General features: G+C 46.6%; 19 protein-coding genes. 9 read left to right on the top strand and 10 right to left on the bottom strand.

The window, feature by feature from the left end:
• Position 1: 1 nt before the first annotated feature.
• From PV783_RS03935 to PV783_RS03915, 5 genes are all read right to left on the bottom strand, one after another.
• Positions 2–1,084: a porin gene (locus tag PV783_RS03935; RefSeq protein ID WP_420987186.1), complete on the bottom strand. Its 1,083-nt coding sequence runs from the start codon at positions 1,082–1,084 to the stop codon at positions 2–4.
• 114 nt (positions 1,085–1,198) lie between these two features.
• The gene (gene kdpC, locus PV783_RS03930; protein WP_079471643.1) at positions 1,199–1,762 is read right to left on the bottom strand and encodes a potassium-transporting ATPase subunit KdpC; all 564 of its coding nucleotides are present in this window, start codon (positions 1,760–1,762) and stop codon (positions 1,199–1,201) included.
• A gap of 25 nt (positions 1,763–1,787) precedes the next feature.
• Positions 1,788–3,833, bottom strand: a complete 2,046-nt coding sequence (gene kdpB / locus PV783_RS03925; protein ID WP_079471642.1) for a potassium-transporting ATPase subunit KdpB — start codon at positions 3,831–3,833, stop codon at positions 1,788–1,790.
• Between the two features lie 20 nt (positions 3,834–3,853).
• The gene (gene kdpA, locus PV783_RS03920; protein ID WP_079471641.1) at positions 3,854–5,566 is read right to left on the bottom strand and encodes a potassium-transporting ATPase subunit KdpA; all 1,713 of its coding nucleotides are present in this window, start codon (positions 5,564–5,566) and stop codon (positions 3,854–3,856) included.
• Between the two features lie 247 nt (positions 5,567–5,813).
• Entirely contained in the window at positions 5,814–6,158 is a 345-nt protein-coding gene (locus PV783_RS03915) for a DUF7674 family protein (protein WP_336387723.1), read from the bottom strand.
• A gap of 248 nt (positions 6,159–6,406) precedes the next feature.
• On the opposite strand from PV783_RS03915, the gene PV783_RS03910 reads away from it, so the two are divergent.
• Both PV783_RS03910 and PV783_RS03905 read left to right on the top strand, forming a co-directional pair.
• Entirely contained in the window at positions 6,407–7,438 is a 1,032-nt protein-coding gene (locus PV783_RS03910) for a tetratricopeptide repeat protein (RefSeq protein ID WP_420987184.1), read from the top strand.
• A gap of 30 nt (positions 7,439–7,468) precedes the next feature.
• The gene (locus PV783_RS03905) at positions 7,469–8,002 is read left to right on the top strand and encodes a DUF3267 domain-containing protein (RefSeq protein WP_420987182.1); all 534 of its coding nucleotides are present in this window, start codon (positions 7,469–7,471) and stop codon (positions 8,000–8,002) included.
• Between the two features lie 49 nt (positions 8,003–8,051).
• Here PV783_RS03905 and PV783_RS03900 read toward each other — a convergent pair whose 3' ends face one another.
• From PV783_RS03900 to gcvT, 5 genes are all read right to left on the bottom strand, one after another.
• Positions 8,052–11,792 (bottom strand): DEAD/DEAH box helicase, encoded by a 3,741-nt coding sequence (locus PV783_RS03900; RefSeq protein ID WP_079471639.1) that lies wholly within the window; start codon positions 11,790–11,792, stop codon positions 8,052–8,054.
• A 227-nt stretch (positions 11,793–12,019) separates the two neighbouring features.
• Complete coding sequence (locus tag PV783_RS03895) at positions 12,020–12,814, bottom strand: MBL fold metallo-hydrolase (RefSeq protein ID WP_420987181.1); 795 nt, start codon at positions 12,812–12,814, stop codon at positions 12,020–12,022.
• Between the two features lie 661 nt (positions 12,815–13,475).
• On the bottom strand, positions 13,476–14,198 hold the full coding sequence (locus tag PV783_RS03890) for a 2-phosphosulfolactate phosphatase (protein WP_079471637.1): 723 nt from the start codon (positions 14,196–14,198) through the stop codon (positions 13,476–13,478).
• A gap of 16 nt (positions 14,199–14,214) precedes the next feature.
• Complete coding sequence (locus PV783_RS03885) at positions 14,215–14,688, bottom strand: SRPBCC family protein (protein ID WP_420987179.1); 474 nt, start codon at positions 14,686–14,688, stop codon at positions 14,215–14,217.
• Between the two features lie 91 nt (positions 14,689–14,779).
• Positions 14,780–15,868, bottom strand: a complete 1,089-nt coding sequence (gene gcvT / locus PV783_RS03880) for a glycine cleavage system aminomethyltransferase GcvT (RefSeq protein WP_079471635.1) — start codon at positions 15,866–15,868, stop codon at positions 14,780–14,782.
• 202 nt (positions 15,869–16,070) lie between these two features.
• On the opposite strand from gcvT, the gene PV783_RS03875 reads away from it, so the two are divergent.
• The 7 genes from PV783_RS03875 (at position 16,071) to PV783_RS03845 (ending at position 23,233) form a co-directional block, all read left to right on the top strand.
• Positions 16,071–17,354 (top strand): M28 family peptidase, encoded by a 1,284-nt coding sequence (locus tag PV783_RS03875; RefSeq protein ID WP_420987178.1) that lies wholly within the window; start codon positions 16,071–16,073, stop codon positions 17,352–17,354.
• Between the two features lie 106 nt (positions 17,355–17,460).
• A complete protein-coding gene (locus tag PV783_RS03870) occupies positions 17,461–17,856 on the top strand; it encodes a nuclear transport factor 2 family protein (RefSeq protein ID WP_079471633.1) in 396 nt (131 codons plus the stop codon).
• Positions 17,857–17,868: 12 nt separating this feature from the next.
• On the top strand, positions 17,869–18,279 hold the full coding sequence (locus tag PV783_RS03865) for a hypothetical protein (RefSeq protein ID WP_079471632.1): 411 nt from the start codon (positions 17,869–17,871) through the stop codon (positions 18,277–18,279).
• Between the two features lie 12 nt (positions 18,280–18,291).
• Positions 18,292–18,978 carry an NUDIX hydrolase gene (locus tag PV783_RS03860; protein ID WP_111577140.1) on the top strand — a complete coding sequence of 229 codons (687 nt, stop codon included), beginning with the start codon at positions 18,292–18,294 and terminating at the stop codon, positions 18,976–18,978.
• A 207-nt stretch (positions 18,979–19,185) separates the two neighbouring features.
• The gene (locus tag PV783_RS03855) at positions 19,186–20,091 is read left to right on the top strand and encodes an NUDIX domain-containing protein (RefSeq protein ID WP_079471631.1); all 906 of its coding nucleotides are present in this window, start codon (positions 19,186–19,188) and stop codon (positions 20,089–20,091) included.
• An 18-nt stretch (positions 20,092–20,109) separates the two neighbouring features.
• Positions 20,110–21,525 carry a nicotinate phosphoribosyltransferase gene (locus PV783_RS03850; protein ID WP_420987176.1) on the top strand — a complete coding sequence of 472 codons (1,416 nt, stop codon included), beginning with the start codon at positions 20,110–20,112 and terminating at the stop codon, positions 21,523–21,525.
• A 121-nt stretch (positions 21,526–21,646) separates the two neighbouring features.
• Positions 21,647–23,233 carry a transferase gene (locus PV783_RS03845; protein ID WP_420987175.1) on the top strand — a complete coding sequence of 529 codons (1,587 nt, stop codon included), beginning with the start codon at positions 21,647–21,649 and terminating at the stop codon, positions 23,231–23,233.
• The last annotated feature ends 195 nt before the right edge of the window (positions 23,234–23,428 follow it).

Here is a 23,428-nt window from a genome sequence, read left to right as displayed (position 1 = left end):
GTTAGAACCATACGGCCAGTGATGCAGTGATCGCAGTATTGGTGTTTTTCAGTTCTGTTCCTTTCATAAATGTTTTGTCTTTTCCGTTAAATGATCTGCCTTCCAGCCGGAACATCACGTTATTCACCGGGGTAAAATCCAGGTTAAGAGAGTAGCCGGTGGTTTGAAAACCATCCGGTGTACCGGTGCTGATGATAACGCCATGTTGATCATTGTAATGCTCTACGCGTCCTGCCATCGCAAATTTATCGGTAAATGCGTACCGGGCAATTACAACAGGGCTGTACCAGCTGTTGAAGTCGGATGATCCTTTGGCCTTTTGCTGTAATCCATAGTCGAATCCTGCAATGACACTGAATTTATCCGTTATACTAAAGGTACCATAAACATTATTAAAGTAGCGCATCTGGCGTACACTATCCGGCAGATCATTACCGATGTAAGTGCTCCAGTTGAGCAATATTTTTGTTGTTGGCTTAAAGGTGATCTGTGTACCAAAAGCAGGGGTTTGGTTATCATCCACTTTTTTGATTCTTTGCCATCCGTTCAGGTACATGGCGGCAAACGACCATTTGTCGTTGGGCGTCCAGGTTACTTTGGCGCCGGTTTCATAATAAGGAGAATTCTCTGCAAGGATGCTCCGGGTAAGGGTAGGGCAATCTTTTCCGATGGCGCTTTCAAAACCGATGTGCGCCGGCATTACGCCCGCATCAATCCAAACGTTTTTGCCTACACGGATACCCACGTTAGCTTCGTATACATACTGCATCAGGGTAGGCTCCGATGCCAGGTTGTATTGCGGATAGGTACCCGCCATGAGCCCTACGTTGGCCCGGATACGGTCTGAGGTATACGTGGCCTTTACCATCGCCAGGTTGAGGTTTAATTCATTATGACGATTGTAATTATACAGGAATCCGGGCTTAGTATGATTAGCCGGGTTGTTCAGATCATAACTGTAATACGCTTCGGCATAGCCGGAAAAGGTTACTTTTCCTTTCTCTTTCTCTTGTGGCGGTGCGTCCTGGGCAAACATAGTAATAGCAGCTGCCAGTGCGCCGGCCAGTAATAAAATTTTCTTCATCTTAAATATATAGGTTCGTGTTGGTAGAATCACTGGTAATCTGCTGCGACAGACTACCAGGTAAAAGGTTCTTCATAAGACATTCACAGGCTAAAGGAATAAAAGGACTGCGCCCTATTTCATATCATCGAGCGCTATGTTTAATTTTAACACATTAACAGTAGATAAACCAAACAGTCCCATTAAAGGACCCTGGGTATTGGCATCGATCAGTTGTTTCAGCTTATCCGCAGGAATGCCTCTCAGCTTCGCTACACGCGGCACCTGTACATAGGCGGCAGCAGGAGTAAGGTGCGGGTCTAAACCACTGGCAGAAGCGGTGACCAGTTCTGCCGGGATGTTTTCTTTTTTCACATCGGGGTTGTGTACCATGAAGGAATCAATTCTTTCCTGTACGGTTTTCAGGTAATCGGGGTTACCTGCCGCTTTATTGGAACCACCGGAACCGGCGGCGTTATAATCCACTGTAGAAGGGCGGGGCTGGAAATATTTATCATCACTGAATTTCTGTGCAATGTTTTCATAACCCACTACTCTTCCGTTATGCGTTACTTTGATACCATCGCCTTTACCGGGAGCCATTTTAGCCACACCAGCAATAAACAGCGGATATAATCCTCCCAGTAATACCACCAGTAACAGTGTGAGTTTTACAGAAGGCCAAAGATATTTTTTCATCTCTTTAAAATTTATCAGTTTAGAATTACATGAAAAGCGCTATCAGCATATCAATCAGCTTGATACCGATGAAAGGCGCTATGATACCACCTACGCCATAGATCAGCAGGTTGCGGCGAAGCAACGCACTGGCGCCGATAGGCTTATAAGCCACGCCACGAAGGGCCAGCGGTATCAGCATCGGGATAATGATGGCGTTGAAAATAACGGCACTCAGGATCGCTGTTTCAGGGCTATGCAGTTTCATGATGTTGATACCCTGCAATGCTGGTATGGAGGCCACAAACAACGCAGGCACAATAGCGAAATATTTTGCCACGTCGTTAGCGATGGAGAAGGTGGTAAGGGTACCGCGTGTCATTAACAGCTGCTTACCAATTTCCACGATTTCAATCAGCTTGGTAGGGTCGTTGTCGAGATCCACCATGTTACCGGCTTCTTTCGCGGCCTGGGTACCACTGTTCATGGCCACGCCTACATCGGCCTGGGCCAGGGCGGGCGCATCGTTTGTACCGTCGCCCATCATAGCTACCAGCCGGCCTTCATTTTGTTCCTTACGGATATAGCTCATTTTATCTTCCGGCTTGGCTTCAGCGATGAAGTCGTCCACACCGGCTTTGTTGGCAATATATTTAGCGGTAAGCGGGTTATCACCGGTCACCATCACCGTTTTTACACCCATTTTACGCAGGCGGTCGAAACGCTCGCTGATACCCGGCTTAATAATATCCTGCAGTTCAATAACGCCCTGCACTTTGCTGTTGAGCGCTACTACCAGTGGCGTACCACCATCGTTGGAAATAGATTCTACTTTAGCCAGTGTTTCTGCCGGGAAAGAGAATCCTTCTTTTTCCGCGAGGCGCCTGATGGCATCATAAGCGCCCTTGCGGATACGGCTGCCATCGGGCAGATCGATACCACTGCTGCGGGTTTCGGCGGTGAACTTCACCAGGCTGGAGCCACTAACAGATAATTTACTTACCACGTCTTTACCTGCCAGCTCCACGATGGATTTACCTTCCGGTGTTTCATCGGATAAAGAACTGAGTGCGCAGAGACGGATAAATTCTGCGGTGGAAATGCCATTGGTGGCGTAGAAATTAGTTGCCTTACGGTTACCGATAGTGATGGTACCGGTTTTATCCAGCAACAACACATCAATATCACCAGCGGTTTCCACGGCTTTACCTGATTTGGTGATCACGTTGGCACGCAATGCACGGTCCATTCCCGCAATACCGATGGCCGATAATAAACCGCCGATGGTAGTAGGGATGAGGCATACAAACAGGGAGATGAAGGCCGCAATGGTGATCGGTGTTTGTGCATAGTCTGCAAATGGTTTCAGCGTTACGCATACAATGATAAACACCAGGGTGAAGCTGGCCAGCAGGATGGTGAGCGCAATTTCATTAGGCGTTTTCTGCCTGCTGGCGCCTTCTACGAGGGCAATCATTTTATCCAGGAAAGATTCGCCCGGTTCAGTGCTTACCCGTACTTTAATATGGTCGGACAAAACTTTAGTACCACCTACCACACTGGATTTATCGCCACCGGCTTCCCGGATCACCGGCGCACTTTCACCGGTAATGGCAGATTCGTCGATGCTGGCGAGGCCCTGTACAATTTCTCCGTCGGCAGGGATAATATCGCCCGGTTCACATACGAAGATGTCGCCTTTACGCAGGGAAGAAGAGGATACAATTTTGATTTCGTTAGTGAAGATTTCACCTACGAGTTCTACTTTCTTCGCCGGTGTTTCTTCTCTTGTTTTACGCAAACTTTCTGCCTGTGCTTTACCACGCGCTTCTGCAATGGCTTCGGCGAAGTTGGCAAACAACACGGTAAGGAAGAGTACTACAAAGATGGCAACATTATACGCCGCACTGCCTTGTTCCTTGTTGCCGGTAAAGAGCGCATACAGCGCCACTATCAGCATTACGGCAGTACCTATTTCCACGGTGAACATCACCGGGTTTTTGATCATTAATTTCGGATTCAGTTTTACGAAAGACTGCTTCAGGCTCTCCATCACCAATTCTTTCGGAAACAATTTATTATCATGCTTCATGGTAGTCAGTCATTAAAAAATTACAGGGAAAAATACTCTGCGATCGGGCCCAGTGCCAGTGCCGGGAAATAAGACAAGGCAGTGAGGATAACGATCACCGCGAAGGTCATGGCGCCAAAAGTGAGTGAATCTGTTTTCAGCGTACCGGCGGATTCAGGTATATATTTTTTGGAAGCCATCAAACCCGCAATGGCAACCGGTCCTATGATAGGCAGGAACCTGCCGAGGATCAGTATAAAGCCGGTAGATACATTCCAGAAAACGTTTCCATCTCCCAAACCTTCAAAACCGGAACCATTATTGGCATTGGCAGAAGTATACTCATACAGCATTTCAGAGAAGCCGTGATAGCCGGGGTTATTTAACCAGGCCGATGGCTTCACCGCCCAGTTGGCATCCGGGTGGTGCGACAATACCCACGATGATAAAGCGGTACCAGCCAGTATCAGGAACGGCGACAACAACGTAATAATAGCAGCAATCTTTACTTCCCGCGCTTCCAGCTTATGTCCCATGAATTCTGGCGTACGGCCTACCATGAGCCCGGATATAAACACCGCGATAATAATAAAGATGTAATAGTTGAGGATCCCTACACCACAACCGCCATAGAAGCAGTTGAGCATCATACCCAGCAGCTGCATCATGCCGGTCATAGGCATGGTGCTATCGTGCCAGCCGCATACAGAACCGGTAGAAATAATAGTGGTTACGGTACTCCAGTATCCCGTGGCAGCGGCTCCAAACCGCACTTCCTTACCTTCCATAGCCCCGGTAGCCTGTTGGATACCCATGTGGGCAATGGCAGGATTACCGGCCATTTCCTGCTGCATGGAAGGGATCAGCAGGCATATCATACCAATGGTCATAATCCCGAAGATGACCATCGCAAATTTCTTTCGTTGTATAAACATCCCCAGTGCAAATACCATTGCAATAGGAATGAGCACCTGCGCTACCATTTCCGTCATCCAGGTAACGTAGTTAGGGTTTTCCAGCGGATGAGCGGAGTTAGCGCCAAACCATCCGCCACCGTTGGTACCGAGGTGTTTGATCGCCACAAAGCCCGCTACAGGACCGTGAGAAACGTTCACGGTATCACCCTGCATAGTAACAATGGCTTCCTTGCCGGCGTAGCTGGCAGGCATACCATTGAAAACAAAGATCAGCGCAATCACAATACTTATTGGTAACAGTATACGGGTGATTGTTTTCAGGAAGATATCCCAGAAGTTCCCCAGCTTAGTGGTTGTTTTTTCTTTCATGGCTTTGAACACCACAATCAGCGCGGCAATACCAGTTGCGGCGCTCACAAACTGCAGGAACGCCAGTACAAATAACTGGGTGAAATAAGTAACGCCTGTTTCACCGGAATAGTGCTGCAGGTTACAGTTCACCACGAAGCTGATGGCGGTATTAAACGCCAGGTCGGCCGACTGGCCGGGGTTTCCATCCGGGTTCAGCGGCAGCTTGTCCTGGAAAAACAGTGCAAAAAAGGCATATACAAACCATACGAGGTTGATGGTAAGTAATGCCTTCAGATGCTCTTTCCAGTTCATTTCCTCTTTAGGATTGATACCGGAAATTTTAAAGAAGAGGCGTTCCAGCGGCGCCATAAAATCGGACCAGGTCCGTTCACCCCTGAATACCTTTACAATGTACCTCGACAGTGGCCAGGCCAGTAAAAGCGTAATGCCGTAGGTGGCTATTACGCCTAAGATTTCTGTTGTCATTTCTATAGTCAGTTAAATAAGCTTTGCGTATAGGCGTGGGAGTAAAAATCTCCAATCAGAATTTTTCAGGTTTCAACAGTACATAGATCATGTAGCCGAAAACGAAAAGTGATAAAACAAATAATGCATTCATGATAACAAGCGTTTTAGTTAGATCTTTTCGAAATAGTCGACCGATTTGAAGAATACGGCGAAGCAGGCCAATCCTGCCAGCACCAGGAGAATAGTCATCATCATAAAAAGTGTTTTAAATAGCTATAGTTTGTAAATGTTGAATCCGTACGTTCTTCAGTGATAAGGGAAGTAGTTCCTTATGCTTTCCGCAGAGCAGGGGGGAGAGGGTATACATAAACGCGCTTTCGATGGCGTTACGCAGGGCACTGCTCCCATTGTGATACAATACAGCGGCCACATTAAAACAACGTTTCACCTCATGAAGTTGTTCACTCCGGATCATCCGGCCGGTATAATCAGCAAACGTGTGGATCACTTTACTGACAGAACCCTTTACAGGCTGTTGCTGTTCTGCGGGAAATGTTAACCCCGGAATCTGTAAACCTATCAATTGAGAGATTTTTGAGTCTGGTAGCATATGGATCAATTGTTTTGATACAAATGGGGTAATGCCAGCGGAGTGCCAGCATTGGAAAAGAGGCTTTCAAACGAACACAAACGGTTATTAATCAGTATATTAAATAATATTTGAGGGAGATAGGGAGATGCTGTTCATTGGCCAAACCATGCAGAAATGGTAGGGTGTATGCAAAAATGAAAGAGTTTTGATACCTTTAGTTTACATATAATATAACCCGATCCCTTACCTAAACCGAGTGCATAACAATGAACGAATTAAATGAAGAAGCCCCCCGAAGTGGTTGTCATAATTGTTCCAATCCCGAAATAGAAACCGGTTATCTGACACCCCTTTGCCGGGAGTGCAGAAAAAAATTCAGCCGCTATCCGGTATTGAATAGTGTAAAGCTGGCTGCCGCCGGGGTACTGCTACTATTTTTAATTTCAGGCTATAACCTCCCGAAATATTTTAAAGCAGGCATTATCTATGAAAAGGCTATAAAGGCAGAAGCTTCACATCATTATGTAACGGAAAAAAGGCTGCTGGAAAAAGTGCTACAGCAATTCCCTGATAACTTTGATGCCCGTGAACACTATATTATAGCCACATTTAATAATGTGGAATTAGAGGAGGCAGATAGTATGATAAGGCTAATGGCCGGCAGAAAAAGCGACAACGTGGAATTGATTAACAAGACAAACGATGTTATCGCAGATTTTCGTTATTATATGATCGCGGATACTGTATTTGCTGCGTCCCTCAACCGTATTCCAATTGATTCACCTGCATATGAACAGGCACTGGAGAAATATTGCAATAATCACCCTGAAGATGCATGTGCAAACTATATACTGGCTAAACATACGTATAACAATGATAATTTTCCACGGGCCGATACTCTGTTTAATAAGCTGTTAAAGAGTAATCCTGGCTTTCAGGTGGCTAAAATCATGCTCTCTCATAGTTACAGGAAAGAAAAACAATACGGGAAAGCATTGCAATTATGCGAAGAGGTGCTGCAACAAAATGCAGAATCCTACTTTGCGCTGGCCAGCAGCGCAAAGATATTACTGGCGCAACAACGTAATAAAGAAGCCTTACAAAGGGCACTACAGGCTTATGAGCTGAACCCGCATGCAACAATGACAGTATACACGCTGACGCTTGCCAATCATTTTAATAACAATATAAAAGAGCGCGACCAGTTGCTTAAAGAATTAAAGTCCTTGCCAGAAAGCGACTCCAGCACCATTGCTGAAGTTACTGGTATCATCAACGGCAAAATCAGTTATCGTTAATCATCTCCCTGATCTTAAAAAATAAAAATAATGCTTGTTCCAGGTATTCTCATTACCATGCTTACCTTCCCGGGTGTTGTTGTTCATGAATTTGCGCATCAGCTTTTCTGCCGGTTATTTGGGGTCGCTATATTTGAAGTAAAATATTTCCAGGTGGCCAATCCCGCCGGATATGTAATCCATGAAATACCACGAAACCCGTTACATCAGCTCATGATCAGCATAGGCCCGTTTATTGTAAACAGCTTGCTCGGACTAATTATTGCGTTCCCCGCAGCCATCCCCGTAGTACTGTTTGAATCGGGGACCCTGTTTGATTATGTACTGCTTTATCTCGGCATCAGCATTGCCATGCATGCTTTCCCAAGTATTGGCGATGCCAAAAGTATGTGGTCTATTTTATGGCATGGTGAAAATACGCCAGTATGGCTGAAAATTGTTGCGATACCGGTAGCAGGTGTTATTTTGCTCGGCGCACTGGGCTCCTTCTTTTGGCTGGACCTTGCTTATGGCATCTTCGTTGCCATCGGATTACCAAAGATCATTATAGCGCTTTGTGCATAAAAAAGGGGAGCGATGTAACATCGCTCCCCTATAAATTTATTTCGCCGTTCTAACTGAACAGGTACAATACATCTTCTTTCGTCAGCTTCTTCACAAAACCACTGTCGTCAGAAATAATTTCCTTCACCAGTGATTTCTTGCGTTCCTGCAACTGTAAGATCTTTTCTTCCACGGTATCCTTACAGATCATCCGGTAAGCAAAGATATTCTTCGTTTGCCCGATACGGTGGGTACGGTCAATGGCCTGTTGCTCTACAGCCGGGTTCCACCACGGATCTACAATATACACATAGTCGGCTGCAGTGAGGTTCAACCCCACACCACCGGCTTTCAGTGAAATAAGGAACACACGGCATTCGTCGTTGTTCTGGAAGTTCTGAATAGCCTTTTCACGATCAACTGTAGATGTGCTGCCATCAAAATACTCGTATGGTATTTTGAGGTGCTGCATGCGGTCGCGGATCAATCCGAGCATTCCCAGGAACTGGGAGAAGATCAGCACTTTGTGGTTGCCGATGTTTTCAGAAATTTCACGGGTGAGTTCATGCAGCTTCACGGAATGGTTCGGATACTGTTCCGTATCATTCAGGATAGCCGGTGAATCACAGATCTGCCGCAGCTTCATCAAACCTTGCAGGATGGTGAGCTGGGAACGTTCCATACCCTGATCTTCAATAACACCGAGAATCTTGGAGCGATAGGTATTCCGGTAGGCATCGTAAATATGCCGCTGTTCCGCATCCATTTCGCAGAAGATTACGGTTTCTATTTTTTCCGGCAGATCTTTCGCCACCTGCTCTTTGGTGCGGCGAAGGATAAACGGATAGATCAGTTTACGCAGATGTTCTTTTCTTTCTTCATCCTGGAATTTATCGATCGGCGTAGCAAATTCGTTGCGGAAAAAGTCTACGCTGCCGAGCATGCCTGGGTTCAGGAAGTTCATCTGGGCATAAATATCGAAGGTATTATTCTGCATCGGGGTACCACTCAGCGCCAGCCTGTTCTTTGTTTGAAGCAGCTGTGCAGCTTTGGTTACCTTCGACTGCGGATTTTTGATTGCCTGCGATTCATCAAGGATAACATAATCAAACTCCAGTTTCATCAACAGTTGAATATCACTGCGGAGGGTACCGTAAGTGGTTATGATGGCATCAAATTTACCCAGTTCTTCAGACGATTTTAATCGCGCAGGACCGTGGTGGATATGATGCCTGATATCAGGTGTAAATTTCCTGATTTCATTTTCCCAGTTATAAATCAGCGTAGTAGGACAAACGATCAGCGCCATTGTTTTACCGCCGTGTTTATTCTTGTAATACTGCAGGAAGGTAAGTGCCTGGATGGTTTTACCCAACCCCATGTCATCTGCGAGGATACCACCCCATTTGATATCATCGAGGTAGTTGAGCCACTGGAAGCCGCTTTCCTGGTAGGGGCGCAGGGTTGCCTGCAGGTTTTCCGGCAGGGCAATGTTGCGGATTTCATCGAACTGCAGCAGCTTGCGGCGCTTTTGTTCGAGCTCCAGCACTACGGCCTCATCATCAATAAACTCATAGAGTTCATCGATTACGCTGAAGTTATATTTGCTGAGTTTGAGTCCTTTATCTTTTTCTTCCCCAACTTTAAAGAGCAGGGAGTATTTGCGCAGCCATTCTTCCGGCAACAGGCCCAGGGAGCCATCTGCCAGTTGAACATAGTTCTGTTTGTTGGCCAGCGCATTTTTAATATCCTTAATACTTACTTTCTGATCGCCGTACAATACTTCTATCTGTGCATCAAACCAGTCGATGCCGGAGCTGATCTGTAAATTGGTAACCGGCTTATGCGAGCTGAATTTAAAGTTGCGCAGGTTATCGAATCCGAACACGCGCACGTTCATCTCTTTCAGTGCATCGAAGAACAGGAAGAACCAGTTATTTTTCAGCGCTTCTTTGGCGCGCAGGTAAAAATAATTGTGGTTATCGTGTTGTGCGAAGTTGGTATGTAGGGTGCGGAGTTTATTTACAAAAGTTTCTTCTGCTTCTTTATTCCGGTGGATGATGAGCACTTTATTTCCTTCCTGCACGGTGATCTTGCTCTCATCGTTCCATTCCACTTCCTGGCCGCGGTAAGCAAATCCGGGTTGTATGATAAAGGTTTCGCCCAGTTCTTTCAGGAACACCCGTGGTTCGGGCATTACATCTTTCAGTTCTGCGAGCAATCCTTTATCAAACTGGATATCGTACTGACGGCTCAGCGGCAGCAGGTAATCTTTCAGATAAGCGGGCCAGTCTTTGTTAGCGATACGCAGCTGACCATTTTGGCGGAAGAGTTCCACGTGCAGGGCATCCTGCGGACTTTCAAACAAATAGATCACCTGTTTGTGCAGGAACAGCAACGGGCTTTCCCATTCGCTTTCAGACACATTTACCAGTTCACCTTCGATGGTCACGTAGCAGTTAATGTCTACATGGGTGTCGCCGGTGTTGGTTTTAATAACCAGTTTGAGCCTGTCGGCGCCTATCTGCAGCTGTTGCAGGTTCTTTGTTTTAAATGCCTGCCGGTTGGGCAGTTCAAATACCAGTCCGTGTTCCGCCAGCTGTGGGAACAGTTTGGCGAGTTTAGGATGCAGGTATTCCAGCATCAGTTCTTTTGTTTCGGTGGGAAGTTCCTCTGCATTTTCATGCGTTATATTTTCCCAGATACCGGCAAACGGAGAATTTTTGCTGAGGAATTTGCTGACTTCGCTGCCCTGTAATTTTCGTATAGGCGCTATCAGTTCCCGGTCTTTTTCCTTGAACTGGTAGAAGTCAACATATTTGGTAAGATCCAGTTTGCTGGCCAGTGATACGAAGGCGGTTTGCTCTTCGTTTATTTCGCCGCTTACCAGGTCTATCTTAAAATACGGGTATAATGTTTCGTTGGCATTAAAAACTGCTGCCAGCCGTTGTGTAATGGTGATGGTTTCTTCCGGGGGCGGCGGAGCCGTAACCGGCTGCCTGCTGCCTGCGGCGGCGCCATCTACCCGTTTGATGCTGGGGTCCAGTACACGTAAAAACGGTTTGCCATCCATGTAGGAGAAGGCAAACTTTCCGTCCAGATCGTCGGTAAGGGAATAGCCGTATAAGGATAGCAGCTTATTCTTTTCCTTGTCCCAGTTACGGAGGGTATCGAAATAGAACGGACCGTTTTTCTGCAGGAGTTGCAGGAACAGGGCTGTTTTATGCACGCATAGTGCGTGTTCTGTTTCATCGCAGGTGCAATGTGTATCAAAAAACCGTTCTTCGTTCCGTTGAATGATCAGCGGGAACTCTTCTCCATTAACTTTCAGCAGGGCTTCTACCTTCTCATCTTTGGCCAGGCTTATTTTGGCAGGATGTTTCTTGGCAATTTCCTCTGCTTCGGCCAGTATAGTACCGGAGGTAAGCAGTTTAATGGATTTTATATCGATAGACTTCATTTTAATCAGCGTATGCTGCTGATCAAACTGTGTGTCGAAGCTCTCGAAATGATTTTTGTCCAGCATTTCCTGGAGCTGGAACAGTGCTGCGGCCTCGTGCCGGCAGATGTCGCCCAGGTTGTAAGGGCATTGGCACCGGATGGACATACCGGTAGTTTCTCCATACTTGTTGATGGAAACACGGTAATAATTGGCATGTGTGTCGCTCTTAACGCGGAAGGTAGCTGTTTTCAGCACCGGGTCTGCCTCGATGAGTTCAACGCCCCCGGCCGAAAAAATACGCTTCCCCCTGCGGATCACTTCATCAGTGCCGTTGTTGTAAACATATTTTAGCAAATGGGGTAGCGACATACTATACGTTGTTGCCCGCTTTTTATTATCAGCAAAAGGGTTACTAGATATATCAAAAAAACTTAACAGCTGATAAAAAGGCAATCCACAAAAGTAAGCAGAAAATTTCTAATAACCCGCGGCTCACTCATTAACAACCCGTTAACCGCTCTCCGTTTGCTATGGCGGTGTAACGCGTATTTTTCCACATAATTTTTTTTAAATATAGAAGCCTGTTTATCAACCATTTACCGGATACGTTTCCGGTATCTTTCCAGGGAAAAATCTACCGCCTCCCTGGCGCCTGTTTTAATATATTTTCCAAAAGCACCATACATCGCATCATAGTTCAGCGGTTTTATAGCGGCATGCAGGGTATTAATTTCGGTGGCAGATAACGGAATATTATTCGGATAACTGTACATCACCGATACTGTTTTCCTGTCGGAAGATACCTGTATAACGTCACCCACCAGTAAACAGCCCTTTCCTTCCGGGGAATACAACACATTTCCACCGTCGAAATGCCCGCCGCATAATACCAGCCGGATATCGTCCCACAGCGGCAGTTCATGGCCCGCCCATAATTTAATCACGTCGTCGTGGCGCTGCAGCCATTGGGCATCCAGCTGATGCACATAAACGGGGATATTGCCAAATGCATGACTCCATTCCACAATGGTGGAAAAATAATGCGGATGGGAGAGGGCAATAGCTTTGATGCCGCCCAGTTTCTCAATAATATTTATCGTAGAGGCGTCGAGGTTAGCAATACAATCCCAGAGGATATTCCCGGACGGAGTGATCAGTAAATGCGCCCGCTGCCCGATGGCAAAATCCGGTGTTGTGTAAATGGCGTAAAGATTGGGCGCCACCATTTCTATAATGTTCCGGTGCGCTTTCTGCACCTGTTCCAGGGTGGTCCAGCTTTGTCCGCCGGGACTTACATACTGCCGCTCATCTTCACAGATGGGGCATTGCGCCGGCGGGTTGTCTGTTGCATCATATTGCACCCCGCAGGTGCTACAGATATAGTGTGTCATGTCATCATCTTTAGAAAACAGAATATAGGATTTTTTGGGCAAAGGGGGCAAGTTCAGCATAACATGGTGAGCGGAGAAATCGCCTTCGGCGATGTAAATTGTCCTGGAGCAGGATTACACTGATTTTACGGATTAACTTTGTGTAATTTTGGAAGGATTTTGGGAGATGAATGCACTGGCCAGATCTTAATTGAGTATTCAGTATTTTCTCTGGAAAATTGATTTATTTTTAGGTTTTTATAAGCTCTTCGGAAAATTCAGTAGAGATTAAAGAGTTTTCACCATCACTATTCCTTAAATAATTTAAAAAGGTGAGTGGTATTAACAACAATGATTTATTGAATGCCGCTCACTCACTTTTACCGGTTTGTCAGCATGCTGTTTCACTAATATGGCAGTACCCCTATAAACACCCTGCCCCTTTTCGTCTGTAACGCCCCGTGGTAAAGGGTTACATGATCAAGTCCACGTCCCCTCCACGTCCTCTCCGGTACATCTCCATGTATTAAGCATGTGCTAAGCATATGCTAAGTATAAATGAAGCATTTCCTGGTCAATCTTTAAGTAATCTTTATTCAACCCCTGTTACCTCCACCAATCTCCCCAAATCACAAAAAGCTAATCCGTAAAATCAGCGTAATCCCGGGTAAGACAACCTCGCTCACCCGGCAATGAGTTCTCCGTCTCTGAACAGGGGCAGCACATTGGCGCCATCCGGAGTAAGACAGTAGTGAATATCTTTTTCCAGGCCATACTGCGCGAGGCGCTTGTAGTGGGAGGCCTGTTTCATAAAGGTATAGATGTCGTGTTTCGCAGAATGGTAAAGCGTTTCCGCAGCAATGGCGGAGTCGCAGTTTACATCAAAGTGTTCTTTGATGCGGCTTACCACGGCGCCGGCAAACAAGGTATCTTCCATGTTTACACGATCCTTCCACGCAGCGCAACCCAGGATTACATTCTGGTTTTGTGCAACCAGGTAATCGCAAACAGCGCTGATGTTGGGGAAGGAGCCGGTGATAATTTGTATGGCGTCTTTAGCCATGTGGAGTAATTTGGTACCGTTGGTGGTGGTGAGCACCAGCGTTTTATTTTCCACGAACTCGCGCGGGTATTCAAAGGGAGAATTGCCGTATGCCAATCCTTCTGCTATCCGGCCATCTCTTTCACCGGCAGTAATGCCACTGATGGCACGGCCGATGTTCACACATTCTTCCACACTGGCTACCGGTATTACACGGGAAGCGCCGTTGTACAGGGCGGTACAGATGGTAGAAGTAGCGCGTAGTACATCTATGATAACTACGATACTGTTTTTTACATCAAACAAATGTAATAATGCCGGAGATAAACACACTTCCAGGCTGGGTTTGTTGCTATCTGTCATTCAGTTGCGTTTTGCTTTAATCAAGGATTACCCTCCACTTTTCACTCTCTGCATAATCCTTAATGGTATTATTTCTTTCCTGCAGGAGCCTGGTCATGTATTTTTGCAGGTAGAGCCGCTCAAATACTTTTCCGAACCAGCCATAAGGGGTGCCAAAGTCCATGATATCAATCATCACGGTGGCATTCTCTATTGCTTTAAAATAATGTTCATGATTCATATGGGTAAAATCCCCGTCGGTCATCTCATCGGTAAAAGACTCGTTTTGACGCATGGCGGTGATTTTAGTGGTCAGTTCCCTCATTTTTCCCAGGTGCTTTGCTCTCCAGGTCACTGTTTCATTAAAGGATATCAGGCCGTTGGTGCGACCTTTTATCGCATCTTCCTGCCGGTGCGACATACTTCGCTTGTGCAGCGTAATGCTCCTGCTCAGGTCGTAGACCCGCTCCAGGGGGGCATAGATAACGGTAGTTAAATGAATAGTAGGCATAGATATGGTAATAAAATATAAAAATTCCGGTGCGCCGAAAACTTTCCAGGCACCGAAATTAACAACTTTAACCGGCTATTCATACATATTCCTAGCTGAGGAAAGGCACTTTTACCACTTTTGCTTTCAGGGCCTTATCTCTTACCGCAATAAAAATTTCTGTATCCTGCGCTGCAAAAGCCGTTTTCACATAGCCAAGCCCGATAGCCTTCTGCATTGAGGGCGACTGTGTACCGGAAGTTACACGGCCAATTACATTGCCAGCAGCATCCTTGATTTCGTAGTCGTGACGGGGAATGCCTTTATCTACCATTTCAAAGCCTACCAGTTTTTTGGTAACGCCTTCTGCTTTTTGTTTTGCGAATAACTCGCTGGAGGTAAATGGCTTGGTGAATTTGGTAATCCATCCCAGGCCGGCTTCCATCGGAGAAGTGGTATCGTCGATATCATTTCCATAAAGACAGAATCCCATTTCCAGGCGAAGGGTATCGCGTGCGCCCAAACCGATAGGTTTCAGGCCCTTTGGAGTGCCTTCAGCAAAGATGGCATCCCATATTTTATCGGCTGCTCCATCGGTATCTTCAAAATAAATTTCAATACCGCCTGCGCCGGTGTAGCCGGTGGCGCTGATCACTACATTCGGTACGCCTGCAAAGGTTCCTTTGGCGAAGGTGTAGTACTTCATGTTTACCAGGTCTACTTCTGTGAGCGGCTGGAGAATGCTGGTAGCATTGGGGCCCTGGATGGCGAGCAAACAGGTTTTATCGGAAATGTTGTGCATTTCCACTCCTTTGGTGTTGAACTGGGAGATCCAGTTCCAGTCTTTCTCAATATTACTGGCGTTTACCACCAGCATGTATACTTTATTTTCTTCAATGCAATAAACGAGCAGATCATCTACAATACCGCCTTCGTTGTTTGGCAGGCAGCTGTACTGCGCTTTTCCGGCAGTGAGCTTGGAGGCGTCATTGCTGGTAACACGCTGAATCAGGTCCAGCGCATTTTCACCCTTTAAAATAAATTCGCCCATGTGGCTTACATCAAACACGCCGGCGTTGGTGCGTACCGCCTGATGCTCATCGTTAATACCAGTGTAGGAAATAGGCATGTTGTAACCCGCAAAGGCAGCCATCTTGGCGCCCAGCGCAATGTGTTTCTCTGTAAAAGGCGTGTTTTTCATACTTTGTTTTTAAAACGGGGCAAAAATAGCGATTTGGAAATTATGAACGGCCAACATAAAACGGCGTATGACTGTTTTAAGACGAAAGGCATACATTATAAATACTTAAAATACAATGATATAGTCAAAAGAATTAGGGGCCAATGCGCTTTGGGCCGTCCGTAATTCGTAATTTTGCTGCAACACCCAAAACAGATTCGCTGTGAAAAAGAAAACCTGGCTGTTACCATTGGTAGTTGTAACCATACACGTTCACGCCCAGAAAAAGGAAGACCGCAAAACAATTGGTAACCTGCAAACGCACATCAGTTACCTGAGCAGCGATAAGCTGGAAGGCCGCAGCACCGGAGCTCCCGGCGAACAGCTGGCTGCCACCTACCTCTCTGCACAAATGCAGAAAATGGGGCTAACTCCTATGGGCGAAGATGGTTTTTTACAGGCATTTACCGTAAAGGAAACCCGTGAGCCATCGGCAGACTGCCAGATGACCATTGGCGGAAGCAAACTGGAAGCGGGCAAACAATTTGTACCACTGCCCTTCAGCGCCGGCAAATCGGCCAAAGGAGAAGCCATTCCCGGGGTGAACGAACCGGATAACATCTGGCTGATCAACGTAGCCGAACTGGATACCGACAGCCGCAAAAGCATGACAGAACAGTATTTACAGCAAACACAGACCGCCGAAAAATCCGGCGCCACCGGTGTGGTATTTTATAACGGCAGGGAAACGGCCGCCGAAGTCATGAAATGGCTGGCCGAACGCCCAAAAGCCGTGGGCATCCCCGCCGTATGGCTCAATGCCGATGTCAGCAAAAAACTGAGCGCCGATGATGCGGACGGATTTCCCATCCACATGCAGGTAGCCTTCAAAGCCATTAAACGTAATGGCACCAACGTAATCGGCTATATCAACAACAAAGCCCCCAGAACCATTGTAATTGGCGCGCATTACGACTACCGCGGCTGGGAAACCACCGACAAAACGGAAGACAATGCCAGCGGCACCGCCGCCATGCTGGAAATAGCCCGCTTACTGAAAGGCTCCCGTCTTCATAACAACAATTATATTATCATCGCCTTTTCCGGAAAAGAACAGGGATTATCCGGTTCTTCTTACTTTGCTTCCCACAGCACCGTAGATCTTTCACAAGTGAACTACATGATTAATATGGATGGTATCGGCACCCTGAACCCGGGTACTGCATTACAGATCGGCGGTACAGGCACTTCCCCCGGCTGGTCGGCCATCATCCAGGAAGCCGCTTCCAAAGAGCTGCCACTGGTATACGATTCCAGCGGTATCAGCAACTCTGATCATGCATCTTTCTACAAAAAAAATATACCGGTACTCTATTTCTGCAAAAACACCTCCGCCTCCGCAGACAAAGTGAACTACGACGGCACCCTGCATGTACTGAAGCTGGTGTATAACATCATCGACAAAACAAATAACAGGGATAAACTCGCCTTCAGCAGCATCCAGTGAGGTGCCTGAATTAAGATCGCTTCAAAATTTGCGGGTTACATATAAGTGCGAAATGTATATTTTCGCGTAAATACGTCATTCGTAAAATTTCAATTTATCCCTTTAAATGGACGAGAAACTGGCGCTTATATACCGGTATTTCCAGCTGCTGGAGAGCTTTTCAGCAGATCCCGTTGAATTTGCCAGGATCTTTCATCCAAATATTATTCAGACTGAATATCCAAACCAGCTCTCGAATGAAATTAAACAACGGAACTTTGAGATCATGCTGGAAAGCATGGCTACCAATAAAATAATTTTGAAATCGCAGCACTTCAGCGTGCTGAAAGTAGTGGAATCGGGAAATACCCTGGTGGTAGAAGCCAAATGGACAGGGGAAATAGGTGTGGATGCCGGCCATTTCCGCCGGGGACAAATAATGAAAGCATTCATTTGCACTATCATAGAATTCCGCGACGGGAAAATTTACCGGCAACGCAACTATGATTGTTACGAACATTAAAGCTATGAGATCATGAAAAAAATATTATCACTCCTGGGCATTTCCCTGTTGCTGTTTGCGTGTAACCCTACCCGTAACGATGAACGCACCACCGACCGGTCGGCCTACGACGTTATCACCGAAAAATGCTACGTGTACCGCGAATTCAAGCCAGCCTCCAACCCGCTGACGGATTCCGTGCTGCAACTGAGAAAAGAACTGACCGATTACCTGGATCAGCACCAGTACAAAAGACACATGGCAGGAAACGACAGTTTGCTTTTCCGCCGCGAAAACGGCCAGGAAGTGATCATTGAACTGCCCACCCCACAGGATATCTGGGAACAAAGCACGATCATCGTTTTTGATCCGCAGAAAAATCCTTTGTTCGTAAATTTACACAAAGACACTACCCAACTGGAACATTACATTCAAGCAAAATAATCAGATAAGAGTTTGCCGATCATACAAAACATCAGACTAACGGTAGATGCAGTAGTATTTGGATATATTCCCAAAGAAGGCATCGTGGTGCTGCTGATCAAGCGTACCATAGAACCCTACCTGCACAGCTGGGCCCTGCCCGGCGGCTTTGTGCTGGACGATGAAGCGCTGGAAACAGCCGTTACCCGCGAACTGCTTACAGAAGCCGGCGTAAATATTAACTACCTCGAACAACTGTATACTTTTGGTTTGCCCGGCCGCGATCCGCGCGGAAGGGTAGTGTCCATCGCTTACTTCGGACTGGTAAACCCCACCAATTTCAAACTGGCGGCCAGCTCCGATGCCGAAGACGCCAAATGGTTTAATATCAAAGACCTGCCCACACTGGCCTTTGACCATGCCGCCATTATCAACATCGCCGTACAACGCCTCCGCAGCAAAATCCGCTACGAGCCTATCGGCTTTGAACTGCTGGATAATAAATTCCCGATCGCCGACCTGGAAAAACTCTACGAAACATTGCTGGACCGGCCTATCGACCGCCGCAATTTCCAGAAGAAGATCAATCATCTTGGAATACTGATTGCCCATAACGAAAAACAAAAACAGGTATCGCAGGGAAGACCCGCGAAGCTGTTCAGCTTTGATGAGGCCCGGTATTTTAAGCTGAAGAAAGAAGGAATGACGTTTGAAATATAAATAATAAGGCCGGCCGGGTGCGTTCCTGCCGGCCAAAACTCCCGCTACCGGCGATTCCCCCACATGCTATTTTCCCTTTAATAATCCCTATATTAATATCCTGTAGCAAACCGCTTTTCCTATTTTGTGTACTTTTTACAAGAAATATTTTGGAAATACAAAAACGGTTTCTATATTTGTGTAACAATTACACAAAATAGCTCGGATATGCAAAACACAAAGCCCACAGGAGTTATTATCGCCCGGTTCCAAACGCCTTCTCTTCATGAAGGGCACCTGGAACTCATCCGCCAGGTGAAACAGAAACACAATCGTGTACTCATCATACTTGGCGTAAGCCCGGTGAGAGGCAGCCGCAAAAATCCACTGGATTACTATACCCGCGAACGGATGATCAAACAATCCTTTCCGGAAATCATTGTACTGCCCCTGAGCGATCAGAAAAGCGATGAAGTATGGTCACAGAAACTGGATGAACTGCTCAGCAACAACTTCCCCCACGAAAGCTTTTTATTGTACGGCAGCCGCAACAGCTTTATGGATACCTACTCCGGTAAATATAAAACCGAAGCCCTGCCACCGGTGCAGGATTATAACGCCACCGCCATGCGGGAAGCGATATCTGATAAAGTGTTTGATACGGAAGAATTCCGCGCCGGCATCATCTACAATACTTATAATCTCTTTCCTTCTGTATACGCCACAGTAGATATTGCCCTGTTCAGGAATGATAAGAAAGAACTGCTGCTGGGCCGCAAGCCAAACGAAAACGTATGGCGCCTCCCCGGCGGTTTCTCCGACCCAACAGACGACAACTTTGAAATGGCCGCCGCCAGGGAATTACAGGAAGAATGCGGCGCCGTGGAAACCGGTCCCATGCAATACGTGGCTTCTCTCAGGGTAAACGACTGGCGCTATCGCAGCGAAGTAAACAAGATCATCACCACGTTATTCAGCACCGACCTGGTATACGGCGAACCTGCCGCTGGCGATGATTTACAGGAAATCCGCTGGATAACGGTAACGGATATACCCGATTTAATTGCCAAAGGAGAGATCAATGATACACATATTCCCTTACTGGCGAAACTGACCGAAAAATATATTGACTAAGACTAAAACTATTGAGATATGACAAAGGAAAACCTCATCCTCCTGGCCGATGCTTACAAATACTCCCACCATAAACTGTACATTCCCGGTACACAATTCATCTACTCTTACCTGGAAAGCCGGGGCGGCAAATTTGAAGAAACTGTTTTCTATGGCTTACAATATTTTCTGAAAGAATATCTGAGCGGCGTAGTATTCACCAAAGAAAAACTGGACGAGGCCGAAACCATCCTCACAGAAGTATTTGGCCGGAAAGATGTATTTGACCGCAGTCGCTTTGAATATATCATAGATAAATACGGCGGTAAACTGCCTGTTCGCATCAAAGCCGTAGCAGAAGGCACGGTGGTGCCTGTACGAAATGTGCTGATGACCATAGAAAACACCGACCCCGAATGTTTCTGGCTCACTAACTTCCTCGAAACATTACTGATGCAGGTGTGGTACCCTTGCACCGTGGCTTCTGTATCCAGGGAAATAAAAAAAGTAGTAAAGAAATATTATGAAGAAACGGCCAGCGCAGCGGCCTTTGGAGGCATCGACTTTGTACTGAACGACTTTGGATTCCGTGGCGCCAGCTCTGTTGAAAGCGCCGGCATCGGCGGAAGCGCCCACCTGGTAAACTTTGCAGGCAGCGATACCATCCCCGGTTCCGTATTTGCAAAGAAATATTACGATGCGCCTGTTGCTCCCGGCTTATCTATCCCGGCTACCGAACACTCTGTGGTAACGCTTCTTGGAGAAGAAGGGGAGCTGGAAATATTCAAACACATACTGGATAGTTATCCTACCGGCACCATTGCCTGCGTATCCGACTCCTACAATATTTTCAGAGCCTGTGAAGAATACTGGGGCACTGCGTTAAAAGAACAGATCCTGAAAAGAGATGGCACACTGGTAATCCGCCCTGATAGCGGAGATCCGGTACAAACCCTGCTCCGCATATTCACCATTCTCATGGATAAGTTTGGCTACACCACCAACGAAAAAGGATTTAAAGTACTGCCTCCGCAGGTACGGGTAATCCAGGGTGACGGCATCAGCTATTCTTCTATCCCCGGCATACTGGAAGCATTAAAGCAGGCTGGTATCAGTGCGGAAAACCTGGTACTGGGTATGGGCGGCGCCTTACTGCAACGCGTAAACCGCGACACGCAGGAATTTGCCCTCAAATGCGCTTACGCAGTTGTAAACGGGGAAGCCATCAACGTTCAAAAAATGCCTGTAGAACTGGATGCCACCGGTCAGTTACGCACTTCTTTCAAAAAATCAAAAGCCGGAAAACTCAGGCTCATTAAAGATAACAATACTCTCAAAACCGTATCTGAAGAGGATGCACCAGCATCTGCCGACCTGCTGCAGACTGTGTTTGAAAATGGTGAAGTAACGCTTAGTTACACCTTTGATGAAGTGAAAAAAAATGCAGCACTATAAATTATTCTTATTTCTTCCAACCGTGTTTACCTCAGGAGGGTGTATCAGAGCTACGATACACCCTCTGTTATTTTTGCATCATGCGCATACAAAAAATCATCGCATTCCTTAACTTCATGGCATGTATTTACTCATACCCGGCCGGCATCACCTGCTAACAGATTTTCAGTTCAAATACCTGAACCGCCTGATCAAATGTAAAATGGAAGGCGAAAAAGACGTGTATGGCCAACCGTTAGCCACACAGGAAATAGAAGGCGTGATCTTCGCGGTTACCTCCGCCAATCATTTGGGCACCAAACGAAACCCGGTACCCTTCTATCTCCGTGCCATGATCATCCAGGAATTTTCCAACTCCCTGGATGTGCCGGTATATGTATACGGTATCGACGATGTAGGTGTAATCAATGATTTCACAGAATATACGGTAAAGACTATACGTCATTCCAGTGAAGGGATCCATTCCCTCACCCCGGCCAATACCCTCGTTATTTGCTCCACAGCGGTTAAGGATATGTACATTAAACATGGCTTTACCATACTACCGGCAGAGTGGGACCCGGTAAGCAGCCAGTTCACACAACCCATGCCCTGGGACATTGTAAAACTGGTAGCGCAAACCGGCGACTGGCGAAAAAATAAAACCATTCTCGACCAGATGCACCCGGCATCTTTCAAAATATGGTCGCTCTACAACGTAGGGGACAAGGTGCAGCATATCCTGAAAGACCCTATCATTGGCGCAGACGGCGATCTTACTGCCACCCGCGACTACAACGTATACGTGAAACAAATGGACGACATCGCCGCCCAGAAATACCGTGAAACGGCGCCCTACATACAACCCGGCAACATCGGCGATATCGGCTGTGCCGTTGGTTCGTGGATAAAAATGGCCTGCGAAGACGACCGCCTGCATGAATGCGACTTCTACGGTATTGAGGTATCCCGTCATTTGTATGATATCTGTCTTCAAAGAAAACATAACGGGGAATTCGCCAACCCCTCCGTATTCTTCTCACAAAAAAATGCAGTAACCAGCCTCGTATTTGAAGCCGGCAGCATGAATACTATTCATACTTCCTCGCTTACCCATGAAATAGAATCGTACGGCAGCCGGGAAGATCTGATCGCGTTTATACGTAACCGTTATAATGAACTGGTTCCCGGCGGTGTATGGATTAACCGGGATGTAGTAGGTCCTGAAAATAAAGAAGAAATCATTTTGCTCTGGCTCAATGACACCGACGGGGAAAATGATACCGCATTACCCGAAAACGCCGGCACGCAGGAACTGGCAGCCTGGCTGGGAAAGCTGTCTACCAAAGCACTGTTCAGTCGGTTCGCCAAAGACTTCCGGCATCATGAAGGGTTTCAGTTACCCTACGAATGGGTAACTATAGAAGGGCAAACCTATGCACAGTTATCCATGCAAAATGCGTGTGAATTCCTGTTCAAAAAAGATTACCACGATAACTGGCTCAGTGAAATGCATGAAACGTTTTGCTTCTGGAATTACGAAGACTGGAAAGCAGCCCTTGAAGAAGCGGGACTGCGGCTGGATAACTTATCTACCACCTGGCGCAACGAGTGGATTGTGAATAACAGGTTGGAAGGTAAGGTACAGTTGATGCGCCCGTGCAAAAATGGTGTACCTCTACCTATCCCTTTCCCTGTTTCGCATATGCTGCTTTTAGCAAGAAAATAATCTGTCACCGGGAAGTGGCTGTAAATCACTTTCCGGTACATCTCATAATCCATAGTCTTTCAGTGGAATTATTTATCCAGCAATGTTTGTTGCCTTTGCCAGGGCATGAATAAAAAAAGTGTCAATAATAATGTTAAGATGGGGACATACCTTCATTAAGAGTATTTGCTGCAAAAATAACCCATGGAGAGATAA

Source organism: Chitinophaga sp. CC14 (assembly GCF_048957795.1).
Classification (GTDB): domain Bacteria; phylum Bacteroidota; class Bacteroidia; order Chitinophagales; family Chitinophagaceae; genus Chitinophaga; species Chitinophaga ginsengisegetis.
This window is presented reverse-complemented; position numbering and strand designations above follow the sequence as displayed.